This is a genomic window from Thiofaba sp. EF100 (assembly GCF_039822285.1).
Lineage (GTDB): Bacteria > Pseudomonadota > Gammaproteobacteria > Halothiobacillales > Halothiobacillaceae > Thiofaba.
The window spans coordinates 568,143-582,262 of sequence record NZ_JBAJEY010000001.1 but is presented as its reverse complement, the minus strand read 5'-3'; the positions used below and the strand labels follow the sequence as shown (position 1 = coordinate 582,262).

Genomic DNA, 14,120 nt, shown 5'->3' with positions numbered 1-14,120 from the left:
ACAGCATGAAGTACGACACAACCATGCGTGACGTTTGGGTAGGGCTGTTCGTGGCCCTGGGACTGGCCGCGCTGGTCATGCTGGCGCTGCGGGTCAGCAACCTCGCCAGCCTGTCTAATGATGCGGGCTACCGGGTGGTCGCCCAGTTCGACAACATCGGCGGGCTCAAGGTACGCGCGCCGATCAAGCTGGCCGGCGTGGTGGTCGGGCGGGTCGAGTCCATCAGCATCGATCCTGCGACCTTCCGCGCCGAGGTTGGGCTGCGCATCGAGAACCGCTACGGCATCCTGCCGAAGGATACCTCGGCCGCCATCTACACCTCAGGACTGCTGGGCGAGCAGTACATCGGCCTCTTACCTGGGGCGGAGGAGGCCGTGCTCAAGGATGGCGACCGCATTACGATCACCCAGTCCTCCATCGTGCTGGAGAACCTGATCGGCCAGTTCCTGTACAACAAGGCTGCCGAAGGAGAGAAGAAATGAGAGGGATGCGTGCGATCTTGTTGGCTCTTATAAGCCTGCCGAGTCTGGCGCTTGCTGAGCCGTTGACCCTAGAGCGAGCCGTGGAGTTGGCCTTGCAGGCTGACCCGCGCATCCGCGAGCGCGAGGCGGTGGTCGAGCAGGCCCGCGCCCTGCTCGACGAGGTCAAGGGGCATGGTGGGCTGAGCCTTTCAAGCAACCTCTACCTCTCCGCCGTGGAGGCGGTGAAGGGAGGCTTCTTCAAGGAAGGTACCTTGGAGCCGCGCAGTGACGCGGGTGAGTTCAAGAACGGTCTCTCCCCGCTGGTCGGCCTGCAGCTGGCGCTGATCAAGCCGCTCTACACCTTCGGCAAGATCGAGCACTACAGTGCCGCCGCAGAGGGCAATATCAGCGTCAAGCAGGGCGAGGTGAAGGTTGCGCGTGCGCAGACCCAGATGGATGTGCGCCGTGCCTGGTACGGCCTGCTGACCGCACGCGAAAGCCGCGCCTTCCTCGAAGACTTGGACAAGCGGGTTGACGGCGCCATCGAGTCCTTCGACCGCCGTGCCGCCAACGGTACCCCGCCGCGTCAGGCCGACCGTTTCGCGCTCGAGGCGGTGAAGGGGCTGGTGGGCCGCTACCTGGCCCAGGCCCGAGCGATCGAGCAGGTGTCGCTGGACGGGCTCAAGACCCTGATCGGCCTGCCGCTGTCCGCCACGCTCGAGCTGGCCGATGCGCGGGTCGAGCCGGTTGACCTGCCCGAGGGCTCGCTTGATGAAATGGTCAAAAAGGCCCTCGCGCAGCGCGCCGAGATGGAGCAGGTCGAGGCCGGCATGGCGGCCCTGCGCGAGATGGTCGAGGCCCGCCGGGCCGAGACGCGGCCCGACCTGTACGCCGCCGTGGTGGGGGATGTGGCCTGGGCTGCGCGCCGCGACAGGCTCGACAACCCCTACCTGTCCGACCCGTTCAATCACGCCTATGCCGTGCCCGTGGTGGGCATGCGCTGGAACTGGCAGCCCGGGGTGCAGGATGCGCGCACGCGCCAGGCGGAGGCCGAGCTGCGCGCGGTGACGGAGAAGGCCAACCTTGCGCGCATGGGCATCCCGTTCCAGGTGGCAGAGGCCTATCACCGGGCGCGCGGCATGCAGGCCGGGCTGGATCAGCTCAAGAGCGGGTATCAGTCCGCGCGGCGCTGGATGGTGGCCAACTTCATCGACATGGAGGCCGGCTCGGCCACCATGGACCAGGTGGTCGAGGCCTTCAAGACCTATGCCACCATGTATGGGGACTATCTGCTCGGCGTGAATGATTACAATATGCAGGTCGCCGCCCTGCGGCAGGCCCTTGGAGAATGGCATCAATGAAATTCCTGTCCGCTGTATTCGCGGCCATCCTCGTGCTGATCGCACCGCTTTCGCATGCCGACATGGGCCCCGATGAGCTGGTGCGCGTCACCTCGGACAAGGTGCTCGAGGCGATCAAGCAGAACCGCGAGCAGCTCAAGAGCGACCCCAAGCTGGTCTACAAGATCGTCGACGAGCTGGTGCTGCCGCATTTCGACTTCGAGGCGATGAGCAAGCTGGTGCTGGGGGCCAACTGGCGTCGCGCCACGCCCGCCCAGCAGGCCGAGTTCACGCGCGAGTTCCGCACCCTGCTGGTGCGTACCTATGCCAAGTCCCTGGCCGAGTATGACGAGCAGGGCATCCGCTACCTGCCGATGCGTCCGGAAGCCGACCCGAACGAGGCCACCGTGCGCACCGAGATCCAGCCCAAGGCCGGCCCCTCGATCCCGGTGGATTACCGTCTGCGCAAGAGCGGGACGAGCTGGAAGGTGTTCGATGTCAGCATCGACGCGGTGAGCCTGGTGACCAACTACCGCACCACCTTCGCGCAGGACGTCCAGCGCATCGGCATGGACGGCCTGATCAAACAGCTTCAGCGTCGCAATGCAGGTGATGCGGCTTGACTGAGCTCACCATCACCCGGGAGGGTGAAACCCTGAAACTTGCCGGTCCGCTGCGCCTCGGCGGGGTGGTGCAGGCGCTGGAGGGGCTCCGGCGTGAGTTGGCCCATGGGCCGGTGGTCACGCTCGACCTTGCGGGGGTGAGCGCCTGTGACAGTTCCGCCGTGGCCCTGATGCTTGAGATGCGACGCCAGGGCGTCAGCGGGATCCGCCACGTCCCGGCCGACATGGAGGCCATCGTGCGTGCCTGCCAGCTTGAGACGCTGCTTGCGACCGATCCATCGCCCAGCCCTGCGGCCGGGCGTCCGAACCACAACGAGCATTCATGAACAAGCTGCTGATTCAGGGAGGCACACCGCTCCAGGGCGAGGTGCGCATTTCCGGGGCGAAGAACGCCGTCCTGCCGATCATGGCCGCCGCCCTGGTGGCCGATGCCCCTGTGGTGATCGAGAACGTCCCGCATCTGATGGACGTCACCACCATGATGGAGCTGATCGGGGGGATGGGGGCCCAGCTCACGCTCGGCGATCGCATGAGCATCCACATCGACCCGCGTACGGTGCATCGCTACTCGGCCCCCTACGAGCTGGTGCGGACCATGCGCGCCTCCATCCTCGTGCTCGGCCCGCTGCTCGCGCGCCACGGCCAGGCCGAGGTGTCGCTGCCCGGCGGTTGCGCGATCGGCTCGCGCCCGGTGGATGTCCATCTCAAGGGCCTGGAGGCGATGGGGGCTGAGATCCGCGTCGAGGGCGGCTACATCCGCGCCACCGCCAAGCGCCTCAAGGGTGCGCGCATCGTCATGGACCTCGTGACCGTGACCGGCACCGAGAACCTGCTGGTGGCCGCCTGCCTGGCCGAGGGCACCTCGGTGCTGGAAAACGCCGCGCGTGAGCCCGAGATCGTCGACCTGGCCCGCTTCCTGACCTCCATGGGGGCGCGCATCGAGGGCGCCGGTACCGATACCATCACCGTGCACGGCGTCGAGCGTCTGGGTGGCACGGTCCACCGCGTATTGCCCGATCGCATCGAGGCCGGGACCTTCCTGGTCGCCGCGGCGATGACCGGCGGGCGGGTGAAGCTGAAGGATGCCGATCCAGCCTCCCTGGACGCGGTGTTGGCCAAGCTGCGCGAGGCGGGGGCTTCGGTCGAGACCGGGAACGACTGGATCCAGCTCGACATGCAGGGGCGCCGGCCGCGCGCGGTGGACATCCGCACCGCGCCGCACCCGGGGTTTCCGACCGACATGCAGGCCCAGTTCGTCGCCATGAACGCCATCGCCGAGGGGACCGCGACAGTGGTCGAGACCATCTTCGAGAACCGCTTCATGCACGTGCATGAGCTGGTCCGCATGGGCGCTAACATCAGCGTACAGGGCAACACCGCCATCGTGCGCGGGGTGGACAAACTCTCCGCCGCGCCGATCATGGCGACCGACCTGCGTGCCTCCGCCAGCCTCATCCTCGCGGGCCTCGTGGCGGAGGGCGAGACTGAGGTCAACCGCATCTACCACATCGACCGCGGCTACGACGCGATCGAGGAAAAACTGGCCAAGCTCGGCGCCAATATCCGCCGCGTGCCGGGCTAAGGAAACGCTGAATCATTCAGCGTTTCCTGTTTGGGGCAGGATGCCCCAACGCGAACAACGCGTTCCGTCGTTGATTCGCCAAGGCCGTCGCGGACATGTGCCTTGATAAGACGATCTGAAAAAATCCATGGATGGATTTTTCAGAGTTTCCCTAACAGGCCGTTGAAAAATCCCCCGCCGGCGCCCGCGTCGGCCACTACGATCTGAAGCCACCCGAGAACAACCCAGACGAGCACGATGAGAGGCAACCAAAACTTCCAGGGGGCGATGTTCAGCTACATCAGTCTTGAAGAGCGAGTGCCGCAGGCCCACCCGCTGCGCAAGCTGCGCGCCGTAGTCGATGCGCTGCTGGCGAGTATGAACAACGAGTTCGAAGCGGTCTACGCCCGCCGTGGCCGCCCCTCTGTGCCGCCGGAGATGCTGCTCAAGGCCCTGCTGCTGCAGATTCTGTTTTCCATCCGCAGCGAGCGGCTGCTGGTTGAGGCGATCGACTACAACCTGCTTTACCGCTGGTTCGTCGGCCTGAACATCGAGGACAAGGTCTGGGATCACTCCACCTTCAGCGCCAACCGCGAGCGCCTGTTCAATGAAGACCTCGCGCGCGTCTTCTTCGAGCGCGTCAAGCTCAGCGCGCAGTGGGGCAAGCTCGCCAGCGACGAACACTTCAGCGTCGACGGCACGCTCATTGAGGCCTGGGCCTCGCACAAGAGCTTCAAGCGCAAAGGCGATGACAGCGCCAACCCGCCCGGGCGTAACCCCGAGGTGGACTTCAAAGGACAAGAGCGCAGCAACGACACCCACGAGAGCACCACCGACGCCGATGCCCGGCTGTTCAAGAAAGCCCCAGGGGACAAGTCCCGCCTGTGCCACATGGGGCACATCCTCATGGAAAACCGCAACGGGCTGATCGTGGATGTCGAGATCACCCATGCCAGCGGCACCGCAGAGCGCGAAGCGGCGCTGGCCATGCTCGCGCGCCGGGGCAACAAGAACAAGCGCGCCACGGTCGGGGCCGATAAGGGCTACGACACCAAGGACTTCATCACAGGCTGCAGAAGGCTCAAGGTCACGCCGCACGTGGCGGCCAAGGACAAGCACTCGGTGGTGGATGGTCGCATCAAGCGCCACGAGGGCTACAAGACCAGTCTGAAGGTGCGCAAGCGCATCGAGGAAGCCTTTGGCTGGATCAAGACCGTGGGCGGTCTGGCCAAGACCAAGCTGATCGGCCAGGCCAGGCTCACGGGCCAGGCGCTGCTTTGCTTTGCCACCTACAACCTGGTGCGCATGGGCTCCATCGGCGGCTGGTGGGACGCGCATCATGCGTAAACCGTGGGATTCGTGCGCCCGAAATGGGCAAAACGGCTTGCAAACAGGCCAAAATGCCCGCTCCAATCGCTGCCCAGCCGCGTCTGGGCGGCTCGTTTCTTCGAAATCAGTGTCGCTGCTGCGTTCAAAGAACACTTTTTCAACGGCCTATTATACACATTTTTCTGTGTTCACTAGACGTTAGCCGCAAGAAAGAGATCACAAGTGATGACTAAAGCAGAATTCGAGAACGCCTTGAAAGACTTTGCGAACACTCTCACAGGGTATGTGAGCACCGACGCCGGACAGTGGTCAGTGAAAGGATTCATCGACGCCTTTAGAAACATTTATACAATCTCGTCCGACACCAAGATTGTCTCCAAAATCCTCGAGATCCACCTTTTCCCAAGAATTCTTGCCTTTGCTGACCAGCATGAGTTCGCCATCGTCTTGGCCGAGCATCAGAATTACTACCCGGATATATCGTTCGTTTTAAAGCGTGATGAATCCGTCCGGTTTGCTGTTGACTTTAAAACGACCTACCGTCCTCCCGGTAAGCCCTGGCTCTGCAATGGATTCACTCTTGGTTCACATGGCGAATACTTTCAGAACCGAACAAGCACCAAGAATATTCAGTTTCCTTATGGAAGCTATTCTGGGCATTTTTGCTTGGGCATCATCTATGATCGCGCTGATGGAGCCACGATTGACGAAACACGATGCTATCGTATTGAGGAACTTCATTCTATCACCTCGGTCATTTCGAATATCCAGTTCTTCGTTGCAGAGAAATGGAAAATCGCTAGCGATAAGGGCGGCTCTGGAAACACAGCTAATATCGGAAGCATTCAACGCATTGAGGATATCCTTTCAGGCAACGGCATGTTCGCCAAGCTGGGCGAGGAGTGGTTTGACGATTACTGGATGAATTTTGGAAAGATTGTCGTCAAAGGCCCAGATGGGAAAACTAAGAAGATTACTTCGCTTGTTGATTTCGTGAAATACCGCGGTGGCGATCCGTCGCTTATCGTCCCAAGGAACAATCAACCATGACCACCCATCGAATACTGGTCCCCCCGATAAAGTGTCAAGGGATCAAGACTAAACTTGTTCCCTGGATAAAAGCCATAATCCCTTCCGATTTCGACGGTCGCTGGATTGAACCATTTATGGGATCAGGGGTAGTGGCCTTCAATGTACGGCCTCGAAAGGCGTTGCTTGCAGACTCAAATCCACACCTCATCAATTTTTACCAATGCATCGCCAAGGGCGAGATCACCGCCGCGATCACGAGACGGTTCCTAGAAAGAGAAGGAGCAGAATTACTTCGGTCGAAGGGGGAGTATTATTACTTAGTCCGAGAGAGATTCAATCGGGACGGAAATCCGTTAGATTTCATTTTTCTGAACCGTGCGTGTTTTAATGGCATGATCCGTTTCAACCGGCGGGGGGAATTCAATGTTCCATTCTGTCGCAAGCCCAACCGTTTCGTGCAAGCCTATATCACAAAGATTAGCAATCAGGTTCAAGCTGTTGCAGACGCCTGCGCTTTAGGAGACTACGAGTTCCGATGCCAGGATTACTCAGTAACTATTGCTGAAGCGAGTGCGCGCGATCTTCTGTATTGTGACCCCCCATACATCGCCCGACATACTGATTATTTCAACGGCTGGGACGAGGGGCACGAAAGACAACTAGCGAAACTCCTTGCGGATACTCAAGCGAGGTTTATCCTCTCCACTTGGCATGGCAACGAATTTAGAACGAACCAATTTATTCACAGTATTTGGGCTAGATACAGTATTTTAACTAAAGATCATTTCTACCATGTTGGAGCAAAGGAAGATAACCGAAATCCAATGCTTGAGGCCCTTGTCACGAATTTCAGTGCTTCATACGAGGAGGAAAAGCCTCCGAGAGCGGTCCAAATGACGCTGCTTGAAAAGAAAGCGGTATACAACGGCTAACAAGTCGCTGCACCGGACGGCAATTCCGCTGCGCTCCATGGCCTTAGCAGGCCGTTGAAAAATCCCTGGCGGACGCGCGCGTGGGCCATTACCATCTGAAGCCACCCGAGAACAACCCAGACGAGCACGATGAGAGGCAACCAAAACTTCCAGGGGGCGATGTTCAGCTACATCAGTCTTGAAGAGCGAGTGCCGCAGGCCCACCCGCTGCGCAAGCTGCGCGCCGTAGTCGATGCGCTGCTGGCGAGTATGAACAACGAGTTCGAAGCGGTCTACGCCCGCCGTGGCCGCCCCTCTGTGCCGCCGGAGATGCTGCTCAAGGCCCTGCTGCTGCAGATTCTGTTTTCCATCCGCAGCGAGCGGCTGCTGGTTGAGGCGATCGACTACAACCTGCTTTACCGCTGGTTCGTCGGCCTGAACATCGAGGACAAGGTCTGGGATCACTCCACCTTCAGCGCCAACCGCGAGCGCCTGTTCAATGAAGACCTCGCGCGCGTCTTCTTCGAGCGCGTCAAGCTCAGCGCGCAGTGGGGCAAGCTCGCCAGCGACGAACACTTCAGCGTCGACGGCACGCTCATTGAGGCCTGGGCCTCGCACAAGAGCTTCAAGCGCAAAGGCGATGACAGCGCCAACCCGCCCGGGCGTAACCCCGAGGTGGACTTCAAAGGACAAGAGCGCAGCAACGACACCCACGAGAGCACCACCGACGCCGATGCCCGGCTGTTCAAGAAAGCCCCAGGGGACAAGTCCCGCCTGTGCCACATGGGGCACATCCTCATGGAAAACCGCAACGGGCTGATCGTGGATGTCGAGATCACCCATGCCAGCGGCACCGCAGAGCGCGAAGCGGCGCTGGCCATGCTCGCGCGCCGGGGCAACAAGAACAAGCGCGCCACGGTCGGGGCCGATAAGGGCTACGACACCAAGGACTTCATCACAGGCTGCAGAAGGCTCAAGGTCACGCCGCACGTGGCGGCCAAGGACAAGCACTCGGTGGTGGATGGTCGCATCAAGCGCCACGAGGGCTACAAGACCAGTCTGAAGGTGCGCAAGCGCATCGAGGAAGCCTTTGGCTGGATCAAGACCGTGGGCGGTCTGGCCAAGACCAAGCTGATCGGCCAGGCCAGGCTCACGGGCCAGGCGCTGCTTTGCTTTGCCACCTACAACCTGGTGCGCATGGGCTCCATCGGCGGCTGGTGGGACGCGCATCATGCGTAAACCGTGGGATTCGTGCGCCCGAAATGGGCAAAACGGCTTGCAAACAGGCCAAAATGCCCGCTCCAATCGCTGCCCAGCCGCGTCTGGGCGGCTCGTTTCTTCGAAATCAGCGCACCTGATGCGTTCCAAGAGGACTTTTTCAACGGCCTGCTAAAGGACATCCCATGAGCGAAACCCTGACCATCGGCCTCTCCAAGGGGCGCATCTACAAGGAAACCCTGCCGCTGCTCGAGGCGGCCGGGATCGTCCCCGCCGAGGACCCGGAGAAGAGCCGCAAGCTGATCCTCGAGACCAACGTGCCGGGCGTGCGCGTGGTGCTGCTGCGCGCCTCCGACGTGCCCACCTACGTCGAGTACGGTGCGGCCGACGTCGGCGTGGCCGGCAAAGACGTGTTGATGGAGCATGGGGGGGAGGGGCTGTACGAGCCTTTGGACCTCAACATCGCCCGCTGCCGGCTGATGGTGGCCGGCAAGCCCGGGGCGCTGGATGGTCATCACCGCCTGCGCATCGCCACCAAGTACGTCGAGAGCGCGCGCGCCCATTTCGCCCGCCAGGGGCGGCAGGTCGAGGTGATCAAACTGTACGGCTCGATGGAGCTGGCGCCGCTGGTGGGCCTGGGTGACTGCATCGTGGACGTGGTCGACACCGGCAACACCCTGCGGGCCAACGGCCTGGAGCCGCTCGAGCACATTGCCGATATCAGCTCGCGGCTGATCGTCAACCGCGCGTCGATGAAGATGAAATCGGCGCGCCTGCGTGCTTTCATCGAACACATGCGCGCCGCCGTCGAGGCGCGCAAGGGCTGAGAACCTCATGAACATCCAACGCCTGTCCACCTTCGAGGCCGACTTCCAGAGCCGCCTGAACGCGCTGCTGGAGTGGGAATCCGTCTCCGACGACGCGGTCTTCGCCACCGTGCAGGGGATCCTGCGCGACGTGCGCGCCCGCGGCGATGCCGCGGTGCTGGAGTACACCGCGCGCTTCGATCATTTCGAGGCCGACTCCATGAGGGATCTCGAAGTGTCCCACCCGCGCATGGACGAGGCGCTGGAGCGTATCCCCGTGGCCCAGCGCCAGGCCCTGGAGCAGGCCGCCGAGCGCATCCGCCGCTATGCCGAGCACCAGAAGCTCGAATCCTGGAGCTACCGCGAGGCCGACGGCACCCTGCTCGGCCAGCAGGTCACGCCGCTCGATCGCGTCGGCCTGTATGTGCCGGGTGGCAAGGCGGCCTATCCGTCCTCGGTGCTGATGAACGCCATCCCGGCCAAGGTCGCGGGCGTGCCCGAGCTGATCGTGGTCGCCCCCGCGCCGCGCGGTGAGCTCAACGACCTGGTGCTGGCCGCCTGCCGCATTGCCGGGGTGGATCGCGTGTTCGCCATCGGCGGCGCGCAGGCCGTGGCCGCGCTGGCTTATGGCACCGACACCATCCCGCAGGTGGACAAGATCACCGGTCCCGGCAACATCTTCGTCGCCACCGCCAAGCGCATGGTGTATGGCACCGTCGGCATCGACATGATTGCCGGTCCCTCCGAGATCGTCGTCGTGTGCGACGGCAAGACCGATCCGGACTGGATCGCCATGGACCTGTTCTCGCAGGCCGAGCACGACGAGCAGGCGCAGGCCATCCTCATCTCCCCGGATGCCGCCTTCCTCGATGCCGTGGCCGCATCCGCCAGCCGCCTGGTTGAGGAGATGCCGCGGGGCGAGATCATCCGCCAGTCCATGGAAGGCCGGGGCGCGCTGATCCATGTGCGCGACCTGGACGAGGCCGCCCGGGTGATCAACTTCATCGCCCCCGAGCACCTGGAATTGTCGGTGGAGGATGCGGAAGGCTACGCCGCCAAGATCCGCCACGCCGGTGCCATCTTCCTTGGCCGCTACACCGCCGAGGCCTTGGGCGACTACTGCGCCGGTCCCAACCACGTGCTGCCGACCTCGCGCACCGCGCGTTTCTCCTCGCCGCTCGGCGTGTACGACTTCCAGAAACGCTCCAGCCTGATCGGCTGCTCCGCGCAGGGGGCATCCATGCTCGGCAAGATCGCCCGCGTGCTGGCCGAAGGGGAGGGGCTGTTCGCGCATGCCGCCTCGGCGGCATACCGGATACGTGACTCCGAGATGGGTTGAGTCCCTGCCCATGCTCTACCTCAACGTCGAACAACTCGAACGCTGTATCCAGACGTTGAGCGCCTCATTGTCGCTTTATCAGGCGGCGGAAGAGGGCAGTACGGAGCAGGAGGTATTTCGTAATGCCGTGGTCAAGGGCTTCGAGCTGACTCAGGAAACGGCGTTCAAACTGTTGAAAAAGGCCCTGAAGGCCTACGGGCACGGAGCTCGCAAGCTGGAAACGACGCCGATCAAGGACCTGCTGCGCATGGCCGCCGTGCATGGCTTGATGACATTGGATGAGGTGGAACGCTGGTTCGCCTATCGTGATAATCGCAACAATACGGCACACGATTATGGCGAGGGCTTTGCCCATGAAACCTTGCGCCTCATACCGGCTTTTCTGGAAGATGTGCGGCATCTTGCTGGGGTATTGAAGCACAGGCTTGGCCAGGATGCTGGTGACTGAATCACCCAGGACCATTCATCTGCCTGAGCGCTATCGGTTGATGGTGCTTGATGCGGTGAAACGGTACATACCGAGGGCCGAGGTTTGGGCCTACGGCTCCCGGGTGCGCGGGGATTGGCATGAGGCGAGCGATCTTGATCTTGTTGTTCGCTTTCCTGAAGCCCACGCTGCTTCGCAGTCTTTTTCCCAGCTCGAGAAGCTGCGCGAGGCCCTGAGCGAGAGTGCGTTGCCGATCTTTGTGCAGATCGTCGATTGGGACAGGATTCCAGAGAGTTTCCGGGAGGAGATCCGTGCGTGTCATGCGCGGTTCTATGCGCCGGGGGAGCCGTCATCGAGTCCCTGAGAGCGTGCTGAAGACTATTGCGTGAGCACGCTTCATCCTTTTCCCCCGCTTGCGGGGAATAAGGCGTAAATCAGAGCTTCCTTGGCGAGCGACTGTTGGTTTTTTCAGATGTCCACAGCCGAGGAAGTACCCCGAGGCATCCATCGACCGAGACAAGACATGAGCCGTTTCTGGAGCCCACTGGTATCCCGCCTCTCGCCCTATGTCCCGGGTGAGCAGCCGAAGATCGCCAACCTGGTCAAGCTGAACACCAACGAGAACCCCTATGGGCCCTCGCCCAAGGTGCTGGAGGCGATCCGCGCCGAGGTGGGGGATGGCCTGCGCCTGTACCCGGACCCGGAGGCCACCGCGCTCAAGGAGGCGATCGCCACCTACCACGACCTGAAGCCTGCCCAGGTGTTTGTCGGCAACGGCTCGGACGAGGTGCTGGCCTTCATCTTCCAGGCCCTGTTCAAGCATGATGAGCCGATCCTGTTCCCGGACGTGACCTACAGCTTCTACCCGGTCTATTGCGGGCTGTACGAGATCGCCTACAGCACGGTGCCGCTCGCGGATGATTTCTCCATCCGCATCGAGGACTACCGGAAGCCGAACGGCGGCATCATCTTCCCCAACCCGAACGCGCCGACCGGCCGCCTGCTGCCGCTTGCGCAGATCGAGGCCCTGCTCGATGCGAATCCCGACTCCGTGCTGGTGGTGGATGAGGCCTACATCGACTTCGGGGGTGAGACGGCCATCCCCCTGGTGCATCGTTATCCCAACCTGCTGGTCGTGCAGACCTTGTCCAAATCGCGCTCGCTGGCCGGGTTGCGGGTGGGCTTCGCGGTCGGTCATCCGGAGCTGATCGAGGCCCTGGTACGGGTCAAGGACAGCTTCAATTCCTATCCCCTGGACCGGCTCGCTATCGCCGGGGCGGTCGCGGCGTTCCAGGATGAGGCCTGGTTCCTGCAGACCCGTCGCGCGGTGATGGAGAGCCGCGAGATGCTGGTCGAGGCCATGGCAAAGCTCGGTTTTGACATCGTGCCCTCGGCGGCCAACTTCATCTTTGCCCGCCATCCCGGGCACAAGGCCGAGCGCATTGCGGCGGGCCTGCGCGAGCACGGCGTGATCGTGCGTCACTTCAACAAGCCGCGCATCGACCAGTACCTGCGCATCACGATCGGCACGCCGGAGCAAAACGCGGCGCTTCTGGCAGCCCTGGCTGCGGAACTGGGGACCTGAGTCCGGGGTGCAGGCTCAAGGCCAGCCTCATGCAGGCATGACATGAGCGGTGCACGTCGCTTTCACGGCATTGTCGTGGGCGTTCTTGTGGCGCTGATGCTGCTCGAATTCTTTGTGGCCGTGTGGGAAGGGCAGTGGATGACGACCTTCCTGATCGCCGCCATCCTGGCCATTGCGCTGGCCCCGATGCTTGCGCCGCGTCGCATGCCGGTGGCCATACCCGCTGAGTTCCATCTCCTCGCGGTGCTCTTCATCTTCGCGTCGCTGTTCCTTGGCGAGGTGCATCGTTTCTATGAGCGTGTGTGGTGGTGGGACATGGTCCTGCATGCAAGTTCAGGCCTGCTTCTCGGCATACTCGGCTTCCTGCTGGTCTACGTGCTCAACGAAAACGAGCGCGTCGATCTGCACCTGCGCCCGGGCTTCGTTGCCCTGTTCGCCTTTCTGTTCGCGTTGGGCGCGGGCGTCCTTTGGGAGATCTTCGAGTTCGGGATGGATCGTCTGTTCGGCATGAACATGCAGAAGCCGATGTTCGGTGACCCTTCCGGTTTGACCGACACCATGTGGGACCTGATCCTGGATGCCCTCGGTGCCCTGGTCATCAGCCTGCTCGGCTGGTGGTACATGAAGCACCGCCAGGTCTCCTTCATCGAGGCCTGGATCCGCAAGTTCATCGCTAGCAACCCACGTCTGTTCCGTTCGTGAGAGGTGTTTCATGACGATCTCCCGTGATGACCTCCTGGCCTACTGTGACGGCCTCCTCAATGTCGGAGCCTTTGCCGACTATGCGCCCAACGGTCTGCAGGTCGAGGGACGCACCGACATCGGGCGCATTGTCAGCGGCGTGACCGCAAGCCAGGCCCTGCTGGATGCGGCGGTCGAATTCAAGGCGGACGCCGTGCTGGTGCACCACGGCTATTTCTGGAAGGGCGAGGACGCCCGGATCACTGGCATGAAGCGCAGGCGCCTCGCCACTCTGCTTGCGCATGAGATCAACCTCATCGCCTACCATTTGCCCTTGGACGGTCATCCTGAACTTGGCAACAACGCCCAGTGGGCGCGGGCGCTGGGGCTTGGCGAGCTTAAGGGCTTTATCGGCCAGGCGGGGGCGGAGATCGGCGTGCGGGGGGCCTTTGCCGAGCCGGTGGCGGGTGAGGTGCTCGCCCAAAGGCTGGAGGCCCTGCTTGGGCGGTCGGTGTTGCACGTGGCGGGCAAGCCCGGGCCGATCCGCACCGTCGGGCTGTGTAGCGGCGGGGCGCAGGGGTACATCGGCGAAGCGGCCGCGCTCGGCCTCGATGCCTACCTGACCGGCGAGGTCTCCGAGCATACCGTGCACGTGGCGCGCGAGATGGGCCTCCACTTCTATGCCTGCGGTCATCACGCCACCGAGCGCTTCGGCGCGCGCGCCCTGGGTGAGCATCTCGCCGAACGCTTCGGCCTGACGCATCGCTTCGTCGACATTGACAACCCCGCCTGATCGTCGCACCGCCG

At 62.4% G+C, this 14,120-nt stretch carries 16 protein-coding genes; all 16 read left to right on the top strand.

Going from position 1 to position 14,120, the window contains the following annotated elements:
• The first annotated feature begins 5 nt into the window (after window positions 1–5).
• On the top strand, window positions 6–482 hold the full coding sequence (gene mlaD, locus V6D91_RS02825) for an outer membrane lipid asymmetry maintenance protein MlaD (RefSeq protein ID WP_347317663.1): 477 nt from the start codon (window positions 6–8) through the stop codon (window positions 480–482).
• Window positions 479–1,822: a TolC family protein gene (locus V6D91_RS02820; RefSeq protein ID WP_347317662.1), complete on the top strand. Its 1,344-nt coding sequence runs from the start codon at window positions 479–481 to the stop codon at window positions 1,820–1,822. The genes mlaD and V6D91_RS02820 overlap by 4 nt, the downstream gene beginning before the upstream one ends.
• Window positions 1,819–2,424: an ABC transporter substrate-binding protein gene (locus tag V6D91_RS02815; protein ID WP_347317661.1), complete on the top strand. Its 606-nt coding sequence runs from the start codon at window positions 1,819–1,821 to the stop codon at window positions 2,422–2,424. The genes V6D91_RS02820 and V6D91_RS02815 overlap by 4 nt, the downstream gene beginning before the upstream one ends.
• Window positions 2,421–2,750, top strand: coding sequence for an STAS domain-containing protein (locus tag V6D91_RS02810; RefSeq protein WP_347317660.1), 330 nt, complete (start codon window positions 2,421–2,423; stop codon window positions 2,748–2,750). Before V6D91_RS02815 ends, V6D91_RS02810 begins: the two co-directional genes overlap by 4 nt.
• Window positions 2,747–4,006, top strand: coding sequence for a UDP-N-acetylglucosamine 1-carboxyvinyltransferase (murA, locus tag V6D91_RS02805; RefSeq protein ID WP_347317659.1), 1,260 nt, complete (start codon window positions 2,747–2,749; stop codon window positions 4,004–4,006). Before V6D91_RS02810 ends, murA begins: the two co-directional genes overlap by 4 nt.
• 237 nt (window positions 4,007–4,243) lie before the next feature.
• Window positions 4,244–5,332 (top strand): IS5 family transposase, encoded by a 1,089-nt coding sequence (locus V6D91_RS02800; RefSeq protein ID WP_347317656.1) that lies wholly within the window; start codon window positions 4,244–4,246, stop codon window positions 5,330–5,332.
• 207 nt (window positions 5,333–5,539) lie between these two features.
• The gene (locus tag V6D91_RS02795; protein ID WP_347317658.1) at window positions 5,540–6,364 is read left to right on the top strand and encodes an EcoRV family type II restriction endonuclease; all 825 of its coding nucleotides are present in this window, start codon (window positions 5,540–5,542) and stop codon (window positions 6,362–6,364) included.
• Window positions 6,361–7,278 carry a Dam family site-specific DNA-(adenine-N6)-methyltransferase gene (locus tag V6D91_RS02790; RefSeq protein ID WP_347317657.1) on the top strand — a complete coding sequence of 306 codons (918 nt, stop codon included), beginning with the start codon at window positions 6,361–6,363 and terminating at the stop codon, window positions 7,276–7,278. The genes V6D91_RS02795 and V6D91_RS02790 overlap by 4 nt, the downstream gene beginning before the upstream one ends.
• Window positions 7,279–7,407: 129 nt before the next feature.
• Window positions 7,408–8,496: an IS5 family transposase gene (locus V6D91_RS02785; RefSeq protein ID WP_347317656.1), complete on the top strand. Its 1,089-nt coding sequence runs from the start codon at window positions 7,408–7,410 to the stop codon at window positions 8,494–8,496.
• 164 nt (window positions 8,497–8,660) lie between these two features.
• Window positions 8,661–9,302 carry an ATP phosphoribosyltransferase gene (hisG, locus tag V6D91_RS02780; protein WP_347317655.1) on the top strand — a complete coding sequence of 214 codons (642 nt, stop codon included), beginning with the start codon at window positions 8,661–8,663 and terminating at the stop codon, window positions 9,300–9,302.
• Window positions 9,303–9,309: 7 nt separating this feature from the next.
• Complete coding sequence (gene hisD, locus V6D91_RS02775) at window positions 9,310–10,620, top strand: histidinol dehydrogenase (protein ID WP_347317654.1); 1,311 nt, start codon at window positions 9,310–9,312, stop codon at window positions 10,618–10,620.
• Window positions 10,621–10,630: 10 nt separating this feature from the next.
• The gene (locus tag V6D91_RS02770) at window positions 10,631–11,068 is read left to right on the top strand and encodes a nucleotidyltransferase substrate binding protein (protein WP_347317653.1); all 438 of its coding nucleotides are present in this window, start codon (window positions 10,631–10,633) and stop codon (window positions 11,066–11,068) included.
• A complete protein-coding gene (locus tag V6D91_RS02765) occupies window positions 11,055–11,411 on the top strand; it encodes a nucleotidyltransferase domain-containing protein (protein ID WP_347317652.1) in 357 nt (118 codons plus the stop codon). Before V6D91_RS02770 ends, V6D91_RS02765 begins: the two co-directional genes overlap by 14 nt.
• A 159-nt stretch (window positions 11,412–11,570) precedes the next feature.
• The gene (hisC, locus tag V6D91_RS02760) at window positions 11,571–12,632 is read left to right on the top strand and encodes a histidinol-phosphate transaminase (RefSeq protein ID WP_347317651.1); all 1,062 of its coding nucleotides are present in this window, start codon (window positions 11,571–11,573) and stop codon (window positions 12,630–12,632) included.
• Window positions 12,633–12,674: 42 nt separating this feature from the next.
• Entirely contained in the window at window positions 12,675–13,334 is a 660-nt protein-coding gene (locus V6D91_RS02755; RefSeq protein WP_347317650.1) for a hypothetical protein, read from the top strand.
• 10 nt (window positions 13,335–13,344) lie between these two features.
• Window positions 13,345–14,106 (top strand): Nif3-like dinuclear metal center hexameric protein, encoded by a 762-nt coding sequence (locus V6D91_RS02750; RefSeq protein ID WP_347317649.1) that lies wholly within the window; start codon window positions 13,345–13,347, stop codon window positions 14,104–14,106.
• The last annotated feature ends 14 nt before the right edge of the window (window positions 14,107–14,120 follow it).

Bases quoted from the DNA above. Each gene is read 5' to 3' on its own strand.
- mlaD (WP_347317663.1), top strand. From the start codon at position 6: ATGAAGTACGACACAACCATGCGTGACGTTTGGGTAGGGCTGTTCGTG.
- V6D91_RS02820 (WP_347317662.1), top strand. From the start codon at position 479: ATGAGAGGGATGCGTGCGATCTTGTTGGCTCTTATAAGCCTGCCGAGT.
- V6D91_RS02815 (WP_347317661.1), top strand. From the start codon at position 1,819: ATGAAATTCCTGTCCGCTGTATTCGCGGCCATCCTCGTGCTGATCGCA.
- murA (WP_347317659.1), top strand. From the start codon at position 2,747: ATGAACAAGCTGCTGATTCAGGGAGGCACACCGCTCCAGGGCGAGGTG.
- V6D91_RS02800 (WP_347317656.1), top strand. From the start codon at position 4,244: ATGAGAGGCAACCAAAACTTCCAGGGGGCGATGTTCAGCTACATCAGT.
- V6D91_RS02795 (WP_347317658.1), top strand. From the start codon at position 5,540: ATGACTAAAGCAGAATTCGAGAACGCCTTGAAAGACTTTGCGAACACT.
- V6D91_RS02790 (WP_347317657.1), top strand. From the start codon at position 6,361: ATGACCACCCATCGAATACTGGTCCCCCCGATAAAGTGTCAAGGGATC.
- V6D91_RS02785 (WP_347317656.1), top strand. From the start codon at position 7,408: ATGAGAGGCAACCAAAACTTCCAGGGGGCGATGTTCAGCTACATCAGT.
- hisG (WP_347317655.1), top strand. From the start codon at position 8,661: ATGAGCGAAACCCTGACCATCGGCCTCTCCAAGGGGCGCATCTACAAG.
- hisD (WP_347317654.1), top strand. From the start codon at position 9,310: ATGAACATCCAACGCCTGTCCACCTTCGAGGCCGACTTCCAGAGCCGC.
- V6D91_RS02770 (WP_347317653.1), top strand. From the start codon at position 10,631: ATGCTCTACCTCAACGTCGAACAACTCGAACGCTGTATCCAGACGTTG.
- V6D91_RS02765 (WP_347317652.1), top strand. From the start codon at position 11,055: ATGCTGGTGACTGAATCACCCAGGACCATTCATCTGCCTGAGCGCTAT.
- hisC (WP_347317651.1), top strand. From the start codon at position 11,571: ATGAGCCGTTTCTGGAGCCCACTGGTATCCCGCCTCTCGCCCTATGTC.
- V6D91_RS02755 (WP_347317650.1), top strand. From the start codon at position 12,675: ATGAGCGGTGCACGTCGCTTTCACGGCATTGTCGTGGGCGTTCTTGTG.
- V6D91_RS02750 (WP_347317649.1), top strand. From the start codon at position 13,345: ATGACGATCTCCCGTGATGACCTCCTGGCCTACTGTGACGGCCTCCTC.